The organism is Nonomuraea phyllanthi, from assembly GCF_006334985.2.
Classification (GTDB): Bacteria; Actinomycetota; Actinomycetes; order Streptosporangiales; family Streptosporangiaceae; genus Nonomuraea; species Nonomuraea phyllanthi.
The window spans coordinates 451,135-472,523 of the sequence record NZ_VDLX02000004.1 but is presented as its reverse complement, the minus strand read 5'-3'; the positions used below and the strand labels follow the sequence as shown (position 1 = coordinate 472,523).

The 21,389-nt window shown below is 72.8% G+C and carries 21 protein-coding genes and 1 pseudogene; 9 read left to right on the top strand and 13 right to left on the bottom strand.

The features are described from left to right. Nucleotides 1-3 precede the first annotated feature (3 nt). From FH608_RS13665 to FH608_RS13645, 5 genes are all read right to left on the bottom strand, one after another. On the bottom strand, nucleotides 4-726 hold the full coding sequence (locus FH608_RS13665; protein ID WP_139630828.1) for an HAD family hydrolase: 723 nt from the start codon (nucleotides 724-726) through the stop codon (nucleotides 4-6). A 79-nt stretch (nucleotides 727-805) separates the two neighbouring features. Continuing rightward, nucleotides 806-1,927, bottom strand: coding sequence for an esterase-like activity of phytase family protein (locus tag FH608_RS13660; RefSeq protein ID WP_139630827.1), 1,122 nt, complete (start codon nucleotides 1,925-1,927; stop codon nucleotides 806-808). A 168-nt stretch (nucleotides 1,928-2,095) separates the two neighbouring features. Continuing rightward, a complete protein-coding gene (locus FH608_RS13655; protein ID WP_139630826.1) occupies nucleotides 2,096-2,875 on the bottom strand; it encodes a putative protein N(5)-glutamine methyltransferase in 780 nt (259 codons plus the stop codon). Nucleotides 2,876-3,031: 156 nt separating this feature from the next. Continuing rightward, nucleotides 3,032-5,059 carry a hydrolase gene (locus tag FH608_RS13650; RefSeq protein WP_139630825.1) on the bottom strand — a complete coding sequence of 676 codons (2,028 nt, stop codon included), beginning with the start codon at nucleotides 5,057-5,059 and terminating at the stop codon, nucleotides 3,032-3,034. After that, nucleotides 5,056-5,490: a MarR family winged helix-turn-helix transcriptional regulator gene (locus tag FH608_RS13645; protein WP_139630824.1), complete on the bottom strand. Its 435-nt coding sequence runs from the start codon at nucleotides 5,488-5,490 to the stop codon at nucleotides 5,056-5,058. Before FH608_RS13645 ends, FH608_RS13650 begins: the two co-directional genes overlap by 4 nt. A 169-nt stretch (nucleotides 5,491-5,659) precedes the next feature. Between FH608_RS13645 and FH608_RS13640 the strand changes: the two genes are divergently transcribed. Beyond that, entirely contained in the window at nucleotides 5,660-7,024 is a 1,365-nt protein-coding gene (locus tag FH608_RS13640) for a TetR/AcrR family transcriptional regulator (protein ID WP_226899446.1), read from the top strand. A gap of 101 nt (nucleotides 7,025-7,125) precedes the next feature. Here the strand turns inward: FH608_RS13640 and FH608_RS53810 are convergent, their stop codons facing one another. Continuing rightward, nucleotides 7,126-7,254: a hypothetical protein gene (locus tag FH608_RS53810; RefSeq protein WP_264372900.1), complete on the bottom strand. Its 129-nt coding sequence runs from the start codon at nucleotides 7,252-7,254 to the stop codon at nucleotides 7,126-7,128. Between FH608_RS53810 and FH608_RS52650 the strand changes: the two genes are divergently transcribed. From FH608_RS52650 to FH608_RS13620, 4 genes are all read left to right on the top strand, one after another. Next, nucleotides 7,213-7,440 carry a PEP-utilizing enzyme gene (locus FH608_RS52650; RefSeq protein WP_226899504.1) on the top strand — a complete coding sequence of 76 codons (228 nt, stop codon included), beginning with the start codon at nucleotides 7,213-7,215 and terminating at the stop codon, nucleotides 7,438-7,440. The genes FH608_RS53810 and FH608_RS52650 overlap by 42 nt on opposite strands. A 285-nt stretch (nucleotides 7,441-7,725) precedes the next feature. Then, on the top strand, nucleotides 7,726-8,109 hold the full coding sequence (locus tag FH608_RS13630) for an ATP-binding protein (RefSeq protein WP_193318390.1): 384 nt from the start codon (nucleotides 7,726-7,728) through the stop codon (nucleotides 8,107-8,109). 18 nt (nucleotides 8,110-8,127) lie between these two features. Beyond that, nucleotides 8,128-8,457 (top strand): RraA family protein, encoded by a 330-nt coding sequence (locus tag FH608_RS13625; RefSeq protein WP_139630820.1) that lies wholly within the window; start codon nucleotides 8,128-8,130, stop codon nucleotides 8,455-8,457. Between the two features lie 56 nt (nucleotides 8,458-8,513). After that, nucleotides 8,514-9,425, top strand: a complete 912-nt coding sequence (locus FH608_RS13620; protein WP_139630819.1) for a cation diffusion facilitator family transporter — start codon at nucleotides 8,514-8,516, stop codon at nucleotides 9,423-9,425. 13 nt (nucleotides 9,426-9,438) lie between these two features. Here FH608_RS13620 and FH608_RS13615 read toward each other — a convergent pair whose 3' ends face one another. Genes FH608_RS13615 through FH608_RS13595 form a run of 5 tightly spaced genes read right to left on the bottom strand, consistent with a single transcriptional unit; the run spans nucleotide 9,439 to nucleotide 14,373 of the window. After that, nucleotides 9,439-10,554: a Gfo/Idh/MocA family protein gene (locus FH608_RS13615; RefSeq protein ID WP_226899445.1), complete on the bottom strand. Its 1,116-nt coding sequence runs from the start codon at nucleotides 10,552-10,554 to the stop codon at nucleotides 9,439-9,441. Beyond that, on the bottom strand, nucleotides 10,551-11,330 hold the full coding sequence (locus FH608_RS13610) for a ThuA domain-containing protein (RefSeq protein ID WP_139630818.1): 780 nt from the start codon (nucleotides 11,328-11,330) through the stop codon (nucleotides 10,551-10,553). Before FH608_RS13610 ends, FH608_RS13615 begins: the two co-directional genes overlap by 4 nt. A 40-nt stretch (nucleotides 11,331-11,370) precedes the next feature. Beyond that, nucleotides 11,371-12,189, bottom strand: coding sequence for a carbohydrate ABC transporter permease (locus FH608_RS13605; protein ID WP_139630817.1), 819 nt, complete (start codon nucleotides 12,187-12,189; stop codon nucleotides 11,371-11,373). After that, nucleotides 12,186-13,130, bottom strand: coding sequence for a carbohydrate ABC transporter permease (locus FH608_RS13600; protein WP_139630816.1), 945 nt, complete (start codon nucleotides 13,128-13,130; stop codon nucleotides 12,186-12,188). Before FH608_RS13600 ends, FH608_RS13605 begins: the two co-directional genes overlap by 4 nt. A gap of 28 nt (nucleotides 13,131-13,158) precedes the next feature. Further along, nucleotides 13,159-14,373: a sugar ABC transporter substrate-binding protein gene (locus FH608_RS13595; protein ID WP_139630815.1), complete on the bottom strand. Its 1,215-nt coding sequence runs from the start codon at nucleotides 14,371-14,373 to the stop codon at nucleotides 13,159-13,161. Between the two features lie 303 nt (nucleotides 14,374-14,676). Between FH608_RS13595 and FH608_RS13590 the strand changes: the two genes are divergently transcribed. Then, nucleotides 14,677-15,690 carry a LacI family DNA-binding transcriptional regulator gene (locus FH608_RS13590; RefSeq protein WP_139630814.1) on the top strand — a complete coding sequence of 338 codons (1,014 nt, stop codon included), beginning with the start codon at nucleotides 14,677-14,679 and terminating at the stop codon, nucleotides 15,688-15,690. 144 nt (nucleotides 15,691-15,834) lie between these two features. Then, the gene (locus FH608_RS13585; RefSeq protein WP_139630813.1) at nucleotides 15,835-16,698 is read left to right on the top strand and encodes an SMP-30/gluconolactonase/LRE family protein; all 864 of its coding nucleotides are present in this window, start codon (nucleotides 15,835-15,837) and stop codon (nucleotides 16,696-16,698) included. Between the two features lie 46 nt (nucleotides 16,699-16,744). Here the strand turns inward: FH608_RS13585 and FH608_RS13580 are convergent, their stop codons facing one another. After that, on the bottom strand, nucleotides 16,745-17,296 hold the full coding sequence (locus FH608_RS13580) for a nuclear transport factor 2 family protein (RefSeq protein ID WP_139630812.1): 552 nt from the start codon (nucleotides 17,294-17,296) through the stop codon (nucleotides 16,745-16,747). 61 nt (nucleotides 17,297-17,357) lie between these two features. Between FH608_RS13580 and FH608_RS13575 the strand changes: the two genes are divergently transcribed. Next, nucleotides 17,358-18,521, top strand: a complete 1,164-nt coding sequence (locus FH608_RS13575; protein ID WP_139630811.1) for a cytochrome P450 family protein — start codon at nucleotides 17,358-17,360, stop codon at nucleotides 18,519-18,521. Nucleotides 18,522-18,832: 311 nt separating this feature from the next. Here the strand turns inward: FH608_RS13575 and FH608_RS13570 are convergent. After that, nucleotides 18,833-19,636 (bottom strand): annotated as a pseudogene (locus FH608_RS13570) (pentapeptide repeat-containing protein); the annotation flags it as partial. Nucleotides 19,637-19,899: 263 nt separating this feature from the next. On the opposite strand from FH608_RS13570, the gene FH608_RS13565 reads away from it, so the two are divergent. Then, nucleotides 19,900-20,979 (top strand): asparaginase, encoded by a 1,080-nt coding sequence (locus FH608_RS13565; protein ID WP_139630810.1) that lies wholly within the window; start codon nucleotides 19,900-19,902, stop codon nucleotides 20,977-20,979. Nucleotides 20,980-21,389 lie beyond the last annotated feature (410 nt).

The window sequence follows — 21,389 nt, the reverse complement described above, 5'->3', positions numbered from 1 at the left end:
AGCTCATCGCAGGACCACGGGCACGCGCCCGTGGACGTCCACGTCCGCCAGGTCGGCGACCACGGTGCCCGCCCCGGTGCCCGCCCCCGTCCGGCGGCCGCCCCCGGCGAGGGTGACGACGAGGCCGAACCCCGGGGCGTCCGGCGGCATGCCCGCCACGATCGCCACCTCGCCCGGCTCCAGCCCGAGCCGGCGCGCGGCCTCCAGGAACATCGCGTCATGGCCCGGCCCGCCGGGCATGGTGCCGTCCTCGCCGTCCACCAGCACGTCGAACAGGTGCAGCAGGCCCGCCGACGACAGCGCCGCCCGGTCGTGCCCGCCGGTCGCCACGGCGCCCGTACGGCAGCCGCGGTGGCGCAGCTCGTGCAGCAGGGTGACCGCGGCCGGGAAGGCGGACACGCCGTGCCGGCCGATCTCCTGGGCGAACAGCGCGTCCTCGGCCAGCCACAGCCCGTACACGGTCGCCGCTCCCGGCTCGTCGCCCGGACCGCCCTCGGGCAGCGACAGGCCGCGCGAGGCCAGGAACGCGCGCACGGCGTCGAGGCGGGGCCGCCCGTCCACGTGGGCGAGGTAGTCGGCGCGGACGTCGAACGGTTCGCACCGGCCCCGCAGGTACGCGTCGAAGACGTGCTTCCACGCGGCGGCGTGCACCCGCGCGGTGTCGGTGACCACGCCGTCGGTGTCGAAGACGACCGCGCGGAGCGTGGTCAGGTCGAAGATGGCCATACGCAGGCGCTACCCAGCCACGTCACAGTCAGCCCTGCCCGCTCGCCGGCCCCGGCGGCCCCGGCCCTCCGCGCCCGGGTCACGGGCAGCCCGTCGCGCCGAAGGCGAGGAACTGGGTCACCTCGCTCTGGTCGAAGTTGTCGTCGGAGCCCATCACGAGCGTGCACTCGCCGCTCGCCAGGCGCGGCCCCCAGGCCAGGCTCTCCAGGTTCTGGACCGGCGGGCGGAAGGTGCCGAGGTCGTATACGAGCCGCTTGCGCACCGGCTGGTAGGCGACGCCTTCCGACAGGTCGTCCCTGGCCAGCACGTTGGTGGCGCCGCGCAGGTCGAACTCGTAGAGCTTGACCCGGTAGCCGACACCCTGGATCCAGGACCGCTCCAGCGCCAGGTAGCGGTGGCCGTCGATGGGGAGGATCTCCGACACGCCGCTGTCGGCGTCCCCGCCGGACGGGACGGGGGCGGCGGGCAGGGGGTCGATCGGGTAGACGTACTGGCCGCGTACGGAGCCCTGGCGGCTCCACACGGTGATCCGCGCGGGCGCGCCGCGCTCCGTCGTGGGCACCGGCCCGTCCTCGAACCTCGGCCCCTCGGTGACGGCGGTGATCGCGCGCGCGGAGACGGCCAGCCCCTCGAAACCGAAATTGCGCCGGGGGCCGCTCTCGGTGTCCGTCAATCGCAAATTCGACGGCAGGCCCATTTCCCCCACGCTATGACCCTGAATGTCCGCCAGCCGCACGCCGGAAGGGGAAACCGGAATGGCCGGATTGCGGGTGTCGGGGCGGTCACCCTCGTCACCCCAGAGCAGCCGGCCGGCCCACGGGTCGTATCTCATGGATTCGGGATCGGCCGACCCCGGGCTCCCGTACGCCGGATAGGGGGTGCCGTCGGCCCTGGTCAGCGTGGTGACCCCGGTCAGCCGCACACCGCCGAACTCCCCGGTCTCCCGGTCGAAGTCCAGTCGGCCGGTGTAGAAGCGGGCGGGGTTGTAGCGCCAGCGGTCGTCGGAGACGAAGTACCAGGTGTCGGTGGCCGGATCGCGGTCGATGCCCGACAGCCCGCCCACGGTCGTGCCCTCGAACCGCATCATGTGCGGCAGGCGCTGCTCCCCGAGGAAGCGCGTGATGCGCACGGGCTCCGCCGGCGCCGCGCTCGCGGGGGTGGCGGCGCCCACCACCACCGCGAAAGCGACCGCGATTTCCATGATGCTCCGCGAACGAGCCATGTGATCCCCAGAATTCCAAAAGCCGATCCGACGGGAAAATGAAAGCGCGGATCATCGGCGAAGTCCACGGACCGATAACGGCACGCCGCCCCGCAAAAAGGGATCAATTACTGCAAATGACGGCGCGGTAGGAAAGCTCGATCCTGGTCAGGCACGGGTCCCGATGACCGCCGTGGCGTCCAGCTCTTCCGAGTTCGCCACCTCGACGGCCAGGCCCGCGCGGGCGACGGCCTCGGCGGTCGCGTCCGCCTGCCGTTCGCCGGTCTCGACCAGCAGGTGCCCGCCAGGCGCGAGCCAGTCAGGGGCCCCGGCGATCACCCGCCGGACGACGTCGAGCCCGTCGCCGCCGCCGTCCAGCGCGAGGAGCGGCTCGTGCAACCGGGCCTCGGGCGGGAGGAGCGAGACGGAGCCGGACGGCACGTACGGCGGGCTGGCGATCAGGACGTCCACCCGGCCCCGCAGCGTGGCGGGCAGCGGCTCGTACAGGTCGCCGAGATGGACGTGCCCGCCCGGCAGGTTGCGCCGGGCGCAGCGGACGGCGGCGGGATCGAGGTCGGCGGCGTGCAGCTCGGCCCGCTCCAGCCGCGCGGCCAGCGCCAGGCCCATCGCGCCGGTGCCGCAGCACAGGTCGAGGACGACCGGCGTCCCGGCGACGCGGCGGGCCAGCGCGGCGGCCTGGCCGACCAGGAACCCGGTGCGCGGCCTGGGCACGAACACCCCCGGCGCCACGGCCACGCGCACGCCGCAGAACTCGGCCCAGCCGAGGACGTGTTCGAGGGGTTCGCCGGCCACGCGCCGCTCGACCATGGCGTCGAGCTCGGCGGGCGTGGCCGCGGTGGAGAGCAGCAGATCGGCCTCGTCCTCGGCGAACACGCATCCGGCGGCGCGCAGCCTGGTGACGAGAGAGGGGGAGGAGGGGAGGGACATGGACTGCCTTTCGGAACACCCTAGGGCGCTCCCGCGGCCGTCTAGCCCCGGTCGCGGGGAGGGAGCACCCGAACTGACACGGCGTTGACGGGTCTCACCTCCTCAGGACGAACTGCCGGAGACATTATCAGAGCCGGGGCCGGAGCCCGGTGGCGGTCAGGGGTGGGTCTTGGCCAGCAGGTCGAGGATCTCGGCGGTGGTGCCGGTCTCGCCGAGACGTGGGAAGATCTTCTCGGTGCTGTGGCGGTGGGAATCGCCGTCCATGTCCGTCATCGCGTCGGTGGCCAGCGTGACGTTGTAGCCGTGCTCGTGGGCGGCACGCGCGGTCGACTCCACGCCGATGCTGGTGGCGACGCCGGCCAGCACGATCTGGGTGACGCCGCGGCGGCGCAGCTGCAGGTCCAGGTCGGTGCCGTAGAAGGCGCCCCAGTTGCGCTTGGTGACGACGATGTCCTCCGGGTGCCCCGCCAGCTGGTCCGCGATGGCGTCCCAGCCGGGCGTCCGCGCGCGGGCCGCCCGCGAGACCTCGCTGCGCCCCGGCACGACGTCGGCTCCGTCGGAGGCGGAGGTGACGCGTACGAGGACGACGGGCAGCCGGCGGGCGCGGAAGGCCTCGGCCAGCTGGACGGTGCGGGCCAGGACGTCGGAGGTGGCGTACGGGGCGCCGGGGATGGCCAGAATGCCGTTCTGGAGGTCAATGACGACCAGCGCGGTCTGCGAGTCGAGGGCGGTGACGGGCATGATGGTGCCTTTCGGGTTATCCGTGGTGCTTTTCTGCTGGTACGGGGTGCCGTCGCGGTCCGTGCGCCCGACGCGCCGCAACGACCGGTCGGCCAGGGTCACGACCAGCAGCAGGGCGGCGACGGCCACCAGGAGCCGGCCGAGGTCGTGGAGCCCGCCGGTGGTGGCGCCGTGCCGGTAGAAGGCGGCGTTGGCGGCCGAGGCGGCCAGCGCGCCGAGGTACATGAACGTCCGCAGCAGCCCGGCCGAGGAGCCCATCCGGGCGGGGTCGGCCTGGGCGTAGAGGGCGTTCTGGTTGGCCAGGCCGTTGAGGCCCTGCGGGATGCCGATGACCGTGGCCAGGATCACCAGCTGCCAGATCGGCGTGGCGGGGCCGATCAGCAGCAGTGCGGCGCAGCCGATGACCTGGACGAGGCTGCCGGCCAGCAGCTTGCCGCGCACCTCGGGGCGGCGGCCGGTGACGGCGGTGACCGCGATGGCCGCCACGGACATGGGCAGCAGCACGAGCCCGGCCGCGGACGGGCTGAGCGAGCGGCTCTCCTCCAGCCACTGGGTGAAGCCGTACAGGAACGCGTACGAGGTGACGAAGGCCAGCAGCTGGCGGCCGTACGTGGCGAGGAGCGGGCCGTTGCCGGCCAGGACCCGCAGGTCGAGGAACGGGGCGGCGGCGCGCAGCTCGCGTACCGTGAAGGCCGCCCCCGCCAGGGCGCCCGCCGCCGGCAGCGGCCAGTGCGCCGCCACGGGGTCCATCAGGAACGACATGAACGCGGTCAGCGTGACGGCGAACAGCGCCATGCCCGGCAGGTCCACGCCGCCGGCCCGGCCGCGCCCGGACCTGCGCGGCAGGCGCAGGGCGCCCAGGACGAGGCAGGCCGCCGACAGCGGCACGTTGACCGCGAAGATCAGGTGCCAGCCGCCCACGCCGATGAGCAGCCCGCCCAGCGGCGGCCCGAGGACCGCGACGACCTGGTTGGAGATCGACAGCCCGGCCAGGACCCCGCTCGGGCTGCGTACGCCGGTGCGTTCGGACTCGGAGCGCAGCAGGAACATCGACGCCGGATAGGCCGCCGACGTCCCGAACCCCAGCAGCACTCTCGAGACGATCAGCACCCACAGCTCGGGAGAGAGCACGCCGATCAGGCCCGCGACGCCCACCAGGGCGGTGCCGATCAGGTAGAGGGGGCGCGGGCCGAAGGCGTCCACGAGCCGCCCGATGACGGGCTGACCGACGGCGGTCGCGAGGTACAGGCCCGTGATCAGCCACGCGGTCTCCGACGGCGACGCGCCGAAGGCCTGCCCGATCGGGATGAGCGCCACGGCGAGCATCGAGGAGTTGATCGGGTTGAGGACGGAGCCCAGGATCATGGGCGCGATCAGCTTGCGGTCGAACCCGCCGCCGGCCGGCCGCCGGATGGCGCGCAGCCGTGCCGCGAGCCGGGTCATGCGTGCGCCACGTCGTCCAGCAGCGCCATCACCTCGATGACGGCGCGCAGCTGCTCGTCGGTGCAGCGCTCGCCCAGGGTCCTGCCGAGCCACTCCTCGCGGGCGCGCCGGTCGCCGAGCCGCCGCTCGCGGCCCAGGTCCGTCAGCGTGACGAGCTGGCGGCGGCCGTCCTCGGGGTCGGGGTGGCGGGCCACCAGCCCGCCCTGTTCGAGCGCCAGGACGATCTTGGCCATGGACTGCGGGCGGACGCGTTCGAGCACGGCGAGGTCGCTGGCCGAGGCGGGGCCTTCCTTGTCCAGCCGGGCCAGCACGGACGCCTGCGCCGGAGTGAGGTCGCCCTCGCCGGACACCGCCCTGACCCGGCGGCGCAGGCGACTGAACACCACCCACACGTCACCCGCCGCGCGGGCGGCCAGATCGGACTCTCCCATGCTTCCACGGTAAAACCGTCAGTCTGAACTGTGCAGTTTGAGCTGGCCATTTGTGGGATTTTTCACATGGTCGCAGCTCAAAGTGGGGCAATTCAGTCAGATGATGAGAACATTCGAGTGTTGGCAGTATCGTTTGGCCCATGAGCAGCTCGAGTGTGAAGGGGCCGTGATGGCCAGGCTGACGCGGGCGCAGCAGCAGGAACGTACGCGAGCGGCCGTGCTGGCCGCGGCCAGGCAGGAGTTCGCCGAGCGCGGCTACGCGGACGCCAAGATCGACCGGATCGCGGAGCGGGCGGAGCTCACGCGCGGCGCGGTGTACTCGAACTTCCCGAGCAAGCGCGCCCTCTACCTGGCGGTGCTGGTCGCCGCGATCGAACAGCCGTCCCCTGCCGGAGCCCCGGCCACCACGGGCGCAGCCGAAGCGCCCGGCCAGGCCACGGCACCCGACGCCGCGAGAGCGCCGGCCACCTCCGGCGAACCGCCGCACTCCAGCATCGCCACCAGGCCAGGCGCCCCCGGCGAGCCACCACGCCCCGGCACCGCGACAAATCTGGGCACTTCCGGCGAGCCGCCACACCCCGGCACCGCGACAAGGCCAGGCACCTCCAGCGAGCCACCGCACCCCGGCACCGCGACGAGGCCGGGCGCATCCGGCGGGCCGTCACTCCCCGATGCCGGCGCGGGGTTGGGGGCGTTCGCCCGGGTGTGGCTCGAGCGCCTCCCCCTGAGCGGCGACACCCCCGCCAGCGGGAAGCTGCAGGCGCGCTCCCTGGCCGGGGTGTTCGACGACGAGCCCGGCCGCACCGCACTGGGGCAGGTCGCCAGGCTGGAGGCGCTGCTGCTCGGGCTCGCCCTGGAGGCGGGCCTGCCGCGCCACGAGCGCCGCGTGCGGCTGGCCGAGCTGGCCCTGACGCTGCTGAACGGTGCCGGCCACCTGGCCGAGACCGCGCCCGGCTACGGCGACCCGTTCGACGTGGTCCGCGCCTGCCGGCACCTCGCCGGTCTCGACCTCGCCGACACGTGGGACCCGCCGTACCTCCCGTTCGTCAGCCCCGCGCGAAGCGTCGCGGACCCCTGGGAGCCGCCCGCCGAGACGCCCGACCTGATCAGCCGCCGCCCGGCCGAACTCGGCGCCGACGGGGTGATCGCCGTCCTCGGCGCCGCCCGGCTGGAGGCGGCCGAGGAGGCCGTACGCGCCGCCCGCCCGGGCGACCGGATCACCGTGGCCGTGGTGACGGGCGACCCCGCCGAGATCGGGCGGCTCGTCCGGCTCAAGGTCGGTGACCTCGCCTCCTGCCTGCGGCTCGTGTTCGCCCCGGACGCGTGGCCCGGCCTCCAGCTGGTCATCGACGAGGACGCCGCCGTCGCCTCCGCCGCCGGGATCCCGCACGCGGGCGACACGACCGAGGGCGCGGTACGCGTACGGGACGGCAGGATCGTCGCCCGTGCCGTCGGGCGGGGCGCCGCGCACGCCGCGACCACGGCGGGGGGCCGAACCGGCTCAGTGCCGGGGCATGCCGAGCGTGACGCTTAGGTCCGCGGCCCGGCCCGCCTCGGTCAGGCCCACCCGCCGAAGTCACCGGGAAGGTGCGTGACCCGGCCGGCCACGGCCAGATCGATCAGCTCGGACTCGACCTAGGGCTCGGGCGGCCCCGCCGCCTCGGACACGTGCGCGAAGGTGCCGGCGGCCGAGACCGGCGACGTACGGTTTCCCCGCTCGACCTGCACGGCCTCCCCGCCGCGGCCGGAGTCGTCACCGCGCACGGCGGGCCCGCCGCCGTCGTCGCCCGTTCCATGGGCAAGCCGGCCGTGGTGGGGCCGCGCGGCCGGCGATCGATGTCGGTGGGCGCCGTGTGCGTGTCGGTGGACGTACGTTGGAGGAGGTCTCGGGGGACGACGGCTCGTCCCAGGACGAGGAGGGTCGCCTCCCGGCCGGGCACTACGGGGTGAGTGAGCGGTCACCCACTCCCATCACCGGGCTTGAGGGGCGACGGGCATGGGGCGCGTGTTCCAGGTAGCCAGCACGTCGGGGTGCCGGTGACCGGGGTGGCAGATGGGTGCTGGTGGCGATGACGCGGGCGGCCCGCGAGGAGGATCGTAAGGAATGGGAGCAAGCCCCTCAACCAGTCGAGGAAGTGGGAGCCCATGACTGCCGACATCTGCTGCCTGCCGTGCCTGGCCCAGGTTTTCCGCCTTACCGTCCTGTGCCGGCCCAAAGGCCGGAGGACGGCGCCCGTGGCGCGCGACCGCCGCGCGTCCTGGGGGCTGCCGCAGGACGTGGCGTCGATTCCGGCCGGGCGTCACCTGGTCAGCCGCAAGCTGGCCGAGTGGGGGCTGCGGTCGCACAGCGACCTCGCCGACGTCATGGAACTGCTCGCCAGCGAACTCCTGACGAACGCCGTGGAGCACGCCTGGGGTGACGTGGTGCTCACCCTTTCGGCCCGGGGTGAGACCCTGCGCTGCGCGGTCTGGGACGAGGACGCCCAGCTGCCGTGCAGCCGGCATGCCGGTCCCTCCGACGAGGGCGGGCGCGGGCTGCTCATGGTCCACCTGATGTCCAGGCGCTGGGGGGTCGATGTGTGCCACGCGGGCAAGGCCGTGTGGTTCGAGGCGGGCTGAGGGGGCCGGCTATTCGAGCTGCCCGGCCGCGCGGTCGCCGGTCCTGCCAGGACCGCGCCGTGCGGGCAGGACGACAACCGCGCGGTCCACGAGGTGACGGCGCACGTGCGGCCGGGCGAGGTGGTCGTGCTGACGATGCCGGAGCCGAGGCCGGTCGCGCTGCTCGGCGACCTGCTCGCCACCCAGGCCCCGGTGCGGGGCGCGGTGGCGGTGCCGGCCGCCGACGTGGAGCGGACCGTGACCGCCGTCCGGGAGCGGCTGGCCAAGGAGGCGGGCCTGCGGGCACGGTGGCGGGCGGGCGAGCTCAGCTACGACGTGTACGGCATGCGCGCCGAGGACGAATCATGATGGTCCCCCGCCATCTCGGGTAAAAGACCACCTCCGATCCGGAGGAGGAGAACTGGATGAGCGGGGACGGATCTCACCAGGCGACGCTCGCCGCGCTGGCCGCCAACGTCGGGGTGGCGGTCACCAAGTTCGTGGCGTTCCTGTTCACCGGCTCGTCGGCCATGCTCGCCGAGGGCATCCACTCCGTCGCCGACAGCGGCAACCAGGCACTGCTGATGCTCGGCCGGCGGCGGGCCGCGCGCGAGCCGAGCCCCGCCCATCCGTTCGGGTACGGCCGTGAACGCTACTTCTACGGCTTCCTGGTGTCGGTGGTGCTGTTCTTCGGCGGCGGGCTGTTCGCCCTGTTCGAGGGGTACGAGAAGATCACCCACCCGGAGCCGCTGGAGAGCTGGCCGTGGGCGATCGGGGTGCTGGTCGGGGCCATCGCCATGGAGTCGTTCTCGCTGCGCACGGCCGTCCGCAGCTCCAACCGGGTGCGCGGCAGGCGCTCCTGGGCGCGCTACATCCGCGACGCCAAGGCTCCCGAGCTGCCGGTGGTGCTGCTGGAGGACGCCGCCGCGCTGACGGGGCTCGGATTCGCGCTGGCGGGCGTCACGCTGACCCTGATCACCCGCAACTCCCTGTTCGACGGCCTGAGCTCGATCGCCATCGGGCTGCTGCTGGTGGCGGTGTCGGTGACGCTGGCCAGGGAGACCAAGAGCATGATCATCGGCGAGGCGGCCGCGCGGTCCGTCCAGGAGGCCATCACGGCCGTCCTGGACGGCGACCCGGCGATCCAGGGGTACGCCCAGGTGCGCACGCTGCACCTGGGCCCCGAGGACCTGCTGGTGGCCGCCCGGGTGACGATGCCGCCGTCCGGGGACGTGGACGGGGCGGCCAGGGCGCTGGCCGAGACCGAACGCCGGATCAGGGAACAGGTCCCGATCGCCTCGGCCGTCTACCTGCAGCCGAGCCCGCCGGAACCCTGAGCGCGTACCGCCGTCAGCTCGTGACCGCCTCTCCCGCCATCCTCGGCGTGCCCCGGGATTCGAGGCGGGCGCGGACCGGCTCGGGCACGGCCTGGGCCAGCGCGTCGCGGTGGGCCTGCTCCAGCAGTGCGCCGATGTCGACGCGTTCGCCGGTCTCGGCGGAGCGGACCGCCGCCTCCACCATCGCGAGGCTGCGGACATTACGGGCGATCGTCCCGGACGGCTCCTCACCCGTCCGCAGGGCCGTGACGAACTCCGCGAGCGCCCCGGCGATCTGCTCCTCGCGGCCGGGCGGCACGTGGCTCGCGCCGCCGACGCTGGAGGCGACGTGGTCCTCCCCGTCCCAGGTCGCCGCGCCGGCCGGACCGGAGGCCCGCCACTCGCCGTTCCACGACGTCTCCAGCCCCTCCGCGCACCAGCTGCCGGTGTAGACGTAGCGGGTGCCGTCGTCGAACCGGAACGTCGCCGTGGCAGCGGCGTCGCCGCGGTACCAGCTCCAGGCCGGGTTCCAGCTCTCGCAGGTGACCGAGACCGGCTCGGCGTCCAGCAGGTAGCGGGCGGCGTCGAAGGCGTGGATGGCCATGTCGACCAGCAGCGGCTGGGCCATCTCGTCGCGGAAGCCGCCGAAGCGGGGACCGCGGAAGAAGCCGGTGGTGAGCAGCCCGACCGTGCCCAGCTCCTGAACGCGGCGGCGGAACTCGGCCAGGGCGGCGAAGTAGCGGCGGGACTGGCTGATCATCAGCAGCTGGCCGGCGGCCTCGGCGGCGGCGACCTGGACGAGCGCCTCCGCGAGGGTGGGGGCGGCCGGCTTCTCGCACAGGACGGGCAGCCCGGCGAACAGCGCTTCGATGCTGACGGCGCTGTGCGCCGCCGGGACGGTGACGTTCACGACGGCGTCCGGCTCGGCCGAGGCCAGCAGCTCGGCCAGCGAGACGCCCGCCCGGACGCCGCCGCCGGCGGCCCGTGCGGTCTCCTCCGCCCGGCCGAGGTCGAGGTCGGCCACCCCGACGAGCTCGACGTCGGCGGAGCCGGCCAGCGTGCGGATCCAGGCCTGGCCCATCGCGCCGGCGCCGACCTGGACGACGCGGAGCGGGCGCGACGGATCGGCCGCGCGCGCGAAACCGGTCACTCGGCGTGCTCCTTGTTCTCCATGGCTCCGCGGTAGTCGTGGCCGTTGAAGAAGTCGCCCCTGTCGTAGCGCAGCAGCGTCGGCAGCTCGCGCCGCGACCGGTCGCCGGCCGCCCACTCGGCGCCGTTGGCGATGACGTGCAGCACGTCGGGATGGTGGTAGACCGGGTAGTCCTGGTCGCCGGGGCTGAAGTAGAAGATCTTGCCGTTGCCGCGCCGGAAGGTGCAGCCGCTGCGGAACACCTCGCCACCGGTGAACGAGCTGATGAAGATCAGCTCGTCGGGGGTCGGGATGTCGAACTGCTCGCCGTACATCTCCTGGGCGGGGATCTCGATGGGGTGCGGGATGCCGCGGGCGATCGGGTGCGTCGGGTTGACCGTCCAGACCAGCTCGCGGTCGTTGTCGCTGCGCCAGCGCAGCGTGCACGTCGTCCCCATGAGCCTGGTGAAGATCTTCGACCAGTGGCCGGAGTGCAGGACGACCAGCCCCATGCCGGACAGCACGTGCCGGTGCACCCGCTCCACCACCTCGTCGGAGACCTCCGCGTGCGCGGCGTGCCCCCACCAGATGAGCACGTCGGTGCCGGCCAGCACCTCTTCGGTCAGGCCGTGCTCGGGATCGTCGAGCGTGGCCGTGCCGACGCTCGCCCGCTCCCCCAGCCAGCCCTCGATGCCGCGCCGGATGGCGTTGTGCATGCCGTCCGGGTAGATCTCGGCGACATGGGGTTCGAGCTGCTCGTGGCGGTTCTCTCCCCATACCGTGACATGGATCTTCACGCGGTGTTCCCTTCTCGATATGCCGTCGTGGTGAACGGTCTCATTTGACGGCGCCGTTGACGGCGCCGGCGGCGATGTAGCGCTGGGCGAGGACGAGCAGCAGGCCCGCCGGGACGGAGGCGAGCACGGCGGTGGCCATCACCGCGGCCCAGTCCTGGGTGTTGGCGCTGATGTAGTCGTAGATGCCGAGCGTGATGGGCTTCACCTCGGGCGTGCTGGTCAGCGTCAGGGCGAAGAGGAAGTCGCTCCACGCGCTGAGGAACGTGAACAGCGCGGCGGTCACGAGCGCGTTCCTGCTGATCGGCACGACGATCGAGACGAACGCCCGCAGGTGGCCCGCGCCGTCCACCAGCGCGGCCTCCACGAGCGCTCTCGGGATGGCGCCCATGAACGCCCGGATGAGCAGCACCGCGAACGGGATGCCCATCGCGGTGTTGGCGAGGATCAGGCCGAACACGTTGTTGATCAGGAAGAGCGAGTTGAACATGGGGTAGAGGGCGTTGGCGATGACCATGGCGGGGATCATCTGCGCGACCAGCAGCGCCAGCAGGAACGCGGTGCCGCCGCGCGTGCGGAAGCGGGCCAGGCCGTAGGCGGCGGGGGTGGCCAGCACCAGGGTCAGCGCCACCGTGCCCAGCGCGATGGTCAGGCTCGTGAGGAAGTTGCGGCCCTGGTCGGCGATCGCCGTCGCGTACCCGTCGAGGGTCGGGTGGACCGGGAAGAACGCGGTGGCGGCGGCTCCCGAGTCGGCCTGGAGGCTGCTGTTGACCATCCAGTAGACCGGGAAGATCATCACGGTCAGGAAGAGCACGCCCAGCACGGTCATGGGGAGGCGGCGCGCGGCCGGCGAACGGTTCATGCGGCGGGCTCCCGGCGCGAGATGGACAGGTAGACCATGGCGAAGACCAGCGACACCACGATGAGGATGTTGCTGATCGCGGCGCCCTCCCCGAAGTCGAACTCGACGAACGACTTGTTGTAGGCGTTCGTCGCCAGCGTCTGGGTGGAGTTGGCGGGGCCGCCGCCGGTCAGGCCGAGGATGATGTCGACGACCTTGAGGGTGTAGACGACGCCGAGCACCAGCACGACGCTGACCACGGAGCGGATGCTCGGCCAGGTGATGTGCCGGAACGCCTTCCAGCCGACCGCGCCGTCCAGCGATCCCGCCTCGTACAGCTCCTTCGGGACGCCCTGCAGGCCGCTGTAGAGGATGGCCACGTTGAACGGGATCCCGAGCCAGATGTTCACGCCGATGACGCCCGCCAGCGCGAGCGTCGGATCGACCAGCCACGGCACGGGATCGACGCCGAACAGGCCGAGGAACTCGTTCAGCGCGCCGCTCTCCTGGTCGAGCAGCCACTTCCAGACCGCGCTGGAGGCGATCAGCGGCAGCAGCCACGGAAGCAGCAGCAGCGAGCGCAGGAATCCGCTGAGCGGGAAGTTGCGCCGGAAGAACAGCGCCAGGGCGAGCCCGATCGCGAACTGGAAGGAGATCGACCCGATCGTGAACAGGGCCGTGTTCACCATGGTCGTCGTGAACATGGTGCTGGAGACGGTGGCCGCGTAGTTGGCCAGGCCGACCCAGGGCGCGTGGCCGCTGTAGAAGGTGGAGGTCGTGTACTCCTGGAAGCTCATGACGATGTTCTGGACGACGGGATATCCGAAGAACACCGCCACGAAGACGATGGCGGGCAGGGTGAAGAGCCACGGGGTGCCGCGCCTGACCAGGCGGGCCCTGAGCGGGGCCGCCCCGTCACGCGGGTTCCGTGCGGAGGTGAGCCGGATGCCGGCCGAGGTCATGGAGCCACTCCTTCGCGGTGCCCGGTGGCTACTGGTCCTGCGCCTGGCGGAGGGCCTCCGCCGGGGCGTCCTTGCCTGTGAGCGCGGTCTGCACGGCGGAGTAGATCTTCGTCGCCGCCTTCGGCCAGTCCGGCCCGAGGATCGCGGTGCGGGCGCGGGCGGTCCGCACGGCCGTGACGAACGGCGCGATCACCTCGTTCGACCTGGCGAACTCCGCGGCGACCTTCAGGTCCGACGGGATGTTCCGCCGGATCCTCGCCGACTCCAGCTGCATCTCCGGGGAGGCCAGGCACTTCACGAACCGCCCGGCCTGGCGCATCCTGGCCTGGTCGTCCGTACGGGGGACCGTGTAGACCTCGCCGCCGAGCGGGGCGACGGTGGTCTGCGTGGCGGCCCGGGTCGGGATCGTGAACGCCGCCCAGTGCAGCTCCTCGTGCTCCTTCAGCGTCGGGATCTGCCACGGGCCGTTGACGACCATCGCGGCCTTGCCGGCGACGAACTGGTCGATCACGTCGTCCTGGCTCCAGTTGATGGAGCTCCTGGAGATCGACCCGTCGTTCTGCAGGTCGACGAGGAACCGCAGGGCCTGCTCGGTCTCCGGGGTGGCGATGTCCTGCTCGGAGCCGCCGTTGCCCCACATGAACGGCAGGAACTGCCAGGAGCCCTCGTAGGTGTTGACGTTGCTCATCGCGAAGCCGTAGCGGTCCTGGCCGGTCAGCCGCTCGGCGGCGGCCCGCAGCTCGGCCCACGTCCTGGGCGGCGTCGTGATGCCGGCCGCCGCGAACAGGTCCTTGTTGTAGAAGATGCTGAGGGTGTTCACCGCGGGGGCGATCCCGTACAGCCTGCCGTCGTACGTGCCGGCCTTGACCACGGCGGGCACCATGCCCTCCGCGCTCACCCCGTAGTCGTCCAGCGGGGACAGCGCGCCGGAGGCGGCGATCTGCTGCAGGTCGGGGTTGTCGAGCATCAGCACGTCGGGCAGGGTGCGTGAGGAGCTCTGCTGGAGCACCTTCGGGATCAGCCCGGGGCCGGCGACGTGGTTGATCGCGATGGGGACGCCGACGGTCTCGGCGCAGGCGTGGTAGATCGGGTCGTGCGAGTCGTCGTAGTAGTCCTGGATCGTCAGGGCCGCGGAGTCGGAGGCGGCCGATCCGCCGCAGCCGGTCAGGGTGAGGGGGACGAGGGCCGCTGCCGCGACAGCCACGACGGGCGCCCTGCCACGGCGCCTCCGTGCTGTCCTCATGTGAGCCACTCCTTCTGCGGAACGGGTCCGTGCGCTGCCGCGTGCTGGGCTGCGCACGGCGTACGGGGGTTCGTTCGGGTTCGTTCGGCTCGTCCGATGGATGGGGTCGCGGAGAGCGGGCCCGGGGGCCGCACGGCTCTCAACAGTCGGGCAAGAATTGGTAAAGCGCTTAACCGCGCCTGCTTGTGAAGTATGTTGCGCTCATGACCGGGTGATGTCAATAACACGTTAAGCGCTTTACCAACGGCGTCGCGATAGCATGTCGCTGCTCTTCGCGCCCTCACGAGCCGGGAGGCACCGTCCATGGTCACGATGCGCGACGTCGCCGAGCGGGCCAACGTCTCGATCGCCACGGTCTCCTTCGTCCTCAACGGCACCAAGCGGGTGGCGCCGGAGACCCGGACCCGCATCGAGGCGGCCATCGAGGAGCTCGGCTACCGGCGCAACGTCGTCGCCCGCGCCCTGGCCAGCTCCCGCACGCGCATCCTCGCGCTGCTCCACCCCGACCTGGAGGCCCGCCCGAACGCCACCGTGATCCAGTTCGTCATGAGCGCCGCCCACGGCGCCCGCGAGCGCGGCTACGACCTGGTGCTGTGGCCGGTGAACGGCGACGAGCAGATGTCGCACCTGCTGGCCGGGGGGCTCGTCGACGGCGCGCTGCTCATGGAGGTGCAGATCCACGACCCGCGCGTCGACCGGCTCATCGCCTCCCGGCTGCCGTTCGCGCTCATCGGACGCACTGAGGACGAGGACCTGCCGTTCGTCGACATCGACTTCGTCACCACGATCGACCAGGCGCTGGCGCACCTGCGCTCGTACGGGCACCGGCGCGTGGCGCTCGTCACCCAGCGCACGAAGGCCCCGTCCGGGCACGAGCCGGGCCGGATCATGCGGGTGGAGTCGGCGTACCGCGACGCCATGGCGGCTCTCGGCGAGCCGCCCGCCGTCATCACCGTGGCCGGCACCTCGGCCGGCGGGCGGGAGGCGGCGCGCGCGCTCGCCGAGGACGCCCCGGAGGCGACCGCCGTCATCCTGGTCAACGAGGGCGCCTCGGCGGGGCTGGTCAAAGGGTCGCGCGAGCTCGGCCGGTCCGTGCCGGGCGACCTGTCCGTCATCTCCGCCTCGACCACCGCCGAGCTGGGCGAGATGATCGAGCCGTCCCTGACCGTCATGGCGGCGCCGGCCCCCCAGCTGGGGCGGCTGGGCGTGAACGCGCTGATCGACCAGCTCGAAGGCGTCCAGGACGCCCTCCCCCACATCCTCATCCCCTGCACCCTGGTGCCCGGCCAGTCGGTCGGCCCCGCCCGTCCCTCCTGAGCTCGGCAGCGGCGGCGCGGAGCGGCCGCGGATCGGTGCGGCGGCGGCGCGCGGGGGCCGCCGTGGACCGGGTGCGGTCCCCCCGCCGCCGATAGTGTGGATCACGGCCCCGCGACCTCAGCAGAACCTCGGGAGAAGAGCGGCATGAGCATCACCCCGTACACCGTGACCGACCCCGTCTCCGAGCATGGCGAGGGGCCCGTGTGGTCGAGCCGCTGGGGCGGCCTGCGCTGGGTGGACATGCTGGCGGGCGACGTGCTCGCGCTCGACGCCCAGGGCGGGGTGCGCCGCCGCCACGTCGGCAAGGTGGCCGCCGTCGTGCGGCCGCGCGTGTCCGGCGGGTACGTGGTCGCGGCCGAGCGGGAGCTGCTGCTGGCCGGCTCCGACGACCTGGACGCCCCGCTGACCTCCCTCGGCGAGGCCTGGAGCGACCCCACGGTCCGGATGAACGAGGGCGGCTGCGACCCCGACGGCCGCTTCTACATCGGCACCATGGCCTACGACGAGAGCCCAGGCCGCGGGTCGTTCTACGTGGCCGGGCCCGGCGGGGCGCTGCGGGTGGTGCTGCCGCGCGTGACGATCTCCAACGGCTTCGGGTTCAGCCCCGACGGCGGGCTGGCCTACTACGCCGACACCCCGACCGGGCGGGTCGACGTGCTCGACTACGACCCGGAGGGCGGGCTGAGCGGGCGGCGCCCGTTCGTCACCGTCGATCCCGGCCAGGGCGCGCCCGACGGGCTGGCCGTCGACGCCGAGGGCGGGGTGTGGGTGGCGCTGTGGGGCGGCGGGGCCGTGCACCGCTACGACTCCGGCGGCCGGCTGGACGCCGTGGTGGAGCTGCCCGCGCGGCAGGTGACGGCGGTGACGTTCGGCGGGGAGCACCTCGACCGGCTCTTCGTCACCACCTCGGCGCACGGCGTGGACCGGGCCGAGCAGCCGGCCGCAGGCGCCCTCTTCGCCGCCGACCCCGGCGTCCGGGGCCAGGAGGTCCTCCCCACCACCCTCTGACCCACCTCCCGGAGCCACGTGCCGACCGGCCCCGTCTCATCGCTCTTCAGTTGCCGTAGAAGGCCCGTCCCGCTCGTCCCCCGGAGACCGACCAGACCTCGGTGATGAGGCCGTCCTCGACGCGCAGCATGTCGATCCCGCTGATGCGCAGGTCGCGCCCGGTCTCGTCGGTGAAGGTCGCCACATGGGGCTGGGCGACCTTGCCGTGCGCGCGCCCGTCGGCGAGGCGCACATCCGCGACGGCCTCGCCGTCGGGCGCGAAGCGCAGCCCGGAACGGGCCGCCCGGAACCGGGTGATCATCTCGGCCAGCTGCGAGGGGTGCCGGATGTGGTCGAAAGCGTCCGTGCCCGGCTGTGCGTAGCGGAGCCGGAACTCGGGGGCCACGTTCCGATCGGCCAGGCTCAGCTCACCGTTCCACAGCGCGGACCACGACGCGAAGATGCGGCCGGTGAACAGCTCAAGCTCTTCTTCGCCGACCTCGGCGACCCCGATTCCCTCGACGTTGCGGACGGCGGCTGAACCCCGCGGGCCCGCGTCCACGCGGAGCCGGTAGAGAGCCGTGGCCGGGCGCGGTTTCGAGCGCTCTCGTTGCCGCATGCCCGAAATTCCAGATACTCTGCACATCCAGATGATGATGTCATTTGAATGGAGCGGTGAGATGACCGACGTGCCCGAGATCGACCTGACCGATCCGGCGCTGCTGCGTGACCCCTTCACCGCGTACACGGCCGCCAGGGAGCAATCACCCGTGGCGCGGCTCAAGGCGCCCGGGTTCGGCCCGTTCTGGGCAGTGACGCGGCACGAGGAGGCCAGGGCGATGCTGGGCGATCCGCGGCTGGCCACCGACGAGCACAGCTACCAGCGGCCCGACGTACCGGAGCACTGCCTGCCGTACATGCGGACCATGTCCGAGATGAACGGCGCCGAGCACGCACGGCTGCGCCGGCTCGTCGCGCCCGCGTTCACGCCGCGCCGGGCCGCGGAGTTCGCCCCGCGCATCGAGGCGATCGTCGAGGGGCTGCTCGACGAGCTGCCGCCGCGGCCCGACCTGCTGGCCGACTTCGCCCGCCCGCTGCCGATCGCGGTGATCTGCGAGATGGTCGGCATCCCCGCCGCCGACCGTCCCCAATGGCGCGAGTACGGCGCCGCGGTCGCGGCCGGGCACGGCGAGAGCTTCGGGACCGCCATCCCCCGCATCCTGGAGGACGCGCACGCCGCCGTCGCCCGCGGCCGGGAGCGGCCCGGCGAGGACCTCGTCTCCGGCCTGGCCCGGGTCATGGAGGAGGACGGCGACCGCCTGTCCGACACCGAGCTCGTCACCATGGTCTGGACGCTCGTCCTGGCCGGCCAGACCCCCACCAACCTCATCGCCAACGCCATTGCCGCCCTGCTCGCCCACCCCGCCCAGCTCGCCGCCCTGCGGGCGGAGCCGGAGCTGATGCCGCGGGCCGTGGACGAGCTGATGCGCTGGTGCGGGCCGCAACTGCTGACCATCCCCCGCTTCACCAGGGAGAAGGTGGAGATCGGCGGCGTGCCCATCCCCGAAGGGGTGCCGGTCACGGCCTCCATCGCCGCCGCGAACCGCGACCCGCGCGCCTTCACCGACCCCGACCGGCTGGACCTGCGGCGGGAGCCGTCGCCGCACCTCGGGTTCGGGCACGGGCCGCACTTCTGCGTCGGCTCGTCGCTGGCCCGGGTGCAGACGGGGATCGCACTGAGCGCCGTGCTGCGGCGGTTCCCGGATCTGGCGCTCGCCGGGGAGTTGCAGTACACCCTTGATCCGGGCACCTGGCGGCTGACGTCACTGCCCGTCACCATCTGAGCCGGCGCGACGAGCGTGGCCGCTCACCCGTGATGGAGGGTGGCGGTGTGGCGGACGGTGTGGCGCGGCGGCGCCGCTGTGACTCGGCGGTGATGTCAGCGGCGATGTCAGCGGCGACGTCGGCGCCGGCCGGACCCACGCCCCGAACCGTCACCCCGCGCGGAACCGTCGCCACGCCCCGAACCGGTGCCTTGCCCCGACACAGCGCCTTCACCTGAGCTGGAGCCGCGCCTGGACGGCGCTTTACGTTCCGACCCGGAGCCGGCACCCCGTGACGGGCCGTTCGCGGCTCGCTTGTACCGGGTGGTGGCCCAGTGGGTGGGGTGGGTGAGGGCTGTGGGCAGGCGGGTGGCGGCGTCGCCCTTGGCGGCGTTGAGCTGGGCCTGGGTGAGGAAGAAGCCGCCGGTGAGGTCGGCGCCCGACAGGTCGGCACCCCGCAGGTCGGCCCCGATCAGGTCGGCACCCCGGAGATCGGCACCCCGGAGGTCGGCGCCGATGAGGTAGGCGCCGCGCAGGTTGGCCGAGCGCAGGTCGGCGCCCGCCAGCCGGGCCCCGACCAGGTCCGCTCCCCTGCGGTCCTTGCCGCCCCTGCCCCGGACCAGCTCGCTCGTCCGCAGCAGCAGGGCGTTGACGACGCCCCGGTGGGCCGCCACGTCGAGCCGCTCCAGCACGTCGGCGCTCTCCCGGGTGAGCCGCTCGGTCTCGGCGAGCGCCTGGCGCAGCTCGGCGTGCACGGCGCGGGCGGGCTCCAGCGTCAGCGCCTCGGCCAGGTACCACAGCAGCTCGTGCAGCTGCCGCATGACGGGGAACACCGCGTACATCTGCCGCGCCGTGTCAGGCGCCGCCCGCCAGCTGGTGCCGCCGAAGGTGACCTGGGAGACCTGCTGCCCCGCCCCGAAGCAGTCGTAGACGGTGCAGCCGGGGAAGCCGCGCTCCCTGAGCTGCGCGTGGATGGAGCAGCCGAAGTCCTCGCGCAGGTTGCGGCAGGGCTGACCGGCGTCCTTGTCGGCGGCGAAGTCGGCCGAGGCGGAGAACGGCAGTGCCACGCAGCACAGCCCGAAACAGCTCGCGCAGTCGGCCACCAGGCCGAGCTCGCGGGGGTGGGTGGCGGGCAACGTGCTGGGCTCCGTTCGCGGTGGGTGCGGCACGTCAAGCGTACTAACTCATGGATGTACGCCGTTCGTCGTGACGGCCCCCGGACGTACGGCGTTCGTCGGGGCGAACACTTCCACGAACGGCGTTCGTCACGGCGAACGCGCCGTCAACCCCCGGCAACGCGGTAGGGCGCTCCCTACCTCCAGGTCACGTGTATGCGTGACTGACCTGCGAGGCCGCGTCTCGAAGAATCAGGGGAACCACCGAAGAACTGGAGCCCCCCATGATGATGAGAAGCGTTCTCACCGCCACCCTGGCCGCCGCCGTGGTGATCGCCGGTACCGTCCCTGCGGAAGGCGTGGGGCGTACGGCCAAGCCGAAGGTCGTCGTGATCGGGACCGGCGGCACGATCGCCGGCGCGGCCGAGAGCCGGGTGAGTTTCGAGAGCTACCGGCCCGGCCGGCTGCCGGTCGCCGACCTGGTGAAGGACCTGCAGCCCGAGGTCGGCGAGATCGCCGACGTGTCGGTACGCGACTTCGGCGGCAAGGGCTCCACCGACTACACCCTTGCCGACTATCACGACCTGTCACGCCTGGTCGACCGGCAGCTGGCCGCTGCGGACGCCGTGGTGGTGGCCACCGGCACCCAGACCATGGAGGAGCTGGCGTACTGGCTGGATCTCACGGTCCGCAGCCCCAAGCCGGTGGTGCTCACCGGCGCCATGCGCCCGTGGACGGCGATCGGCAGCGACGGGCCGCCCAACCTCTACAACGCGATCCGCGTGGCGGCCGGGCGGCGTACGCGCTGCTTCGGCGCCGTGGTCACGCTGAACGGCGAGATCTTCGCCGCCAGGGAGGTGACCAAGACCAGCACCCAGCGGCCGGACACCTTCGCCGCCCCCGAGACCGGCCGGCTCGGCTCGATCGGCGACCAGGGCGTCACCCTCCTGAGCACGCCCGCGCGGACCTGCGTGAAGACCCCGTTCGACCTGTCGAAGATCTCGCGTGACAAGCTGCCGCGGACCGAGATCGTCTACACCTACGCGCAGGCCGGCGGGGAGCCGGTGAAGGCGTTCGCCGACGCGGGCGTCAAGGGGCTGGTCTTCGCGGGCACCCCGTCGCCGGGGCAGTTCGAGCAGGCGCAGGCCGCGGCCAAGAAGGGCATGGTGCTCGTCGCGGCCAACCGCAACACCAGCGGAGCGGTCCACCCGGACATGCCCGGCGTGATCGCCGCCCAGGACCTGCACCCCCAGAAGGCGCGGCTCCTGCTGACGCTGTCCCTGGCGGCCGCCCGCGACCCTCGCCAGGTGGCGGAGCTGTTCGCGGAGTACGGCACGCCGCAGGCGCCGGGAGACCGTTCCTAGGTCAGTCCTCAGGGGTGAGCGCCCGCACTGGCAGCCGGACACGACGGGCTGCCGGCCCTCCTTCCGAACCCCAGTCGTCGCTTATTGTAAAGGACCGGCAACTCGGCGTCGTCGTCTTCGAGGAGCGTCCGTGGCGGATCTGGTGGAGTCGATCGAGTCGATGGAGCAGCTCGCCCTGGTCTGGCGGGCCATGGTGCTCGACCGGGACCCGGGGGCGGATGTGCGGGACCTTCCGGGCATCGCCGTCCGCTGGGCCGACTGCCGGTTCGCCTTCTGGAACTGCGTCACGTTGACGGACGTCGGCGCGGACGCGGAGCTCGCCGGGCGGCGGCTGCGCGAGGCGGCGGAGATCATGCGCTCGAAGAAGCGTCCGGGGTTCCTGTGGGTCTTCGACGACCTCCTCGACGTCG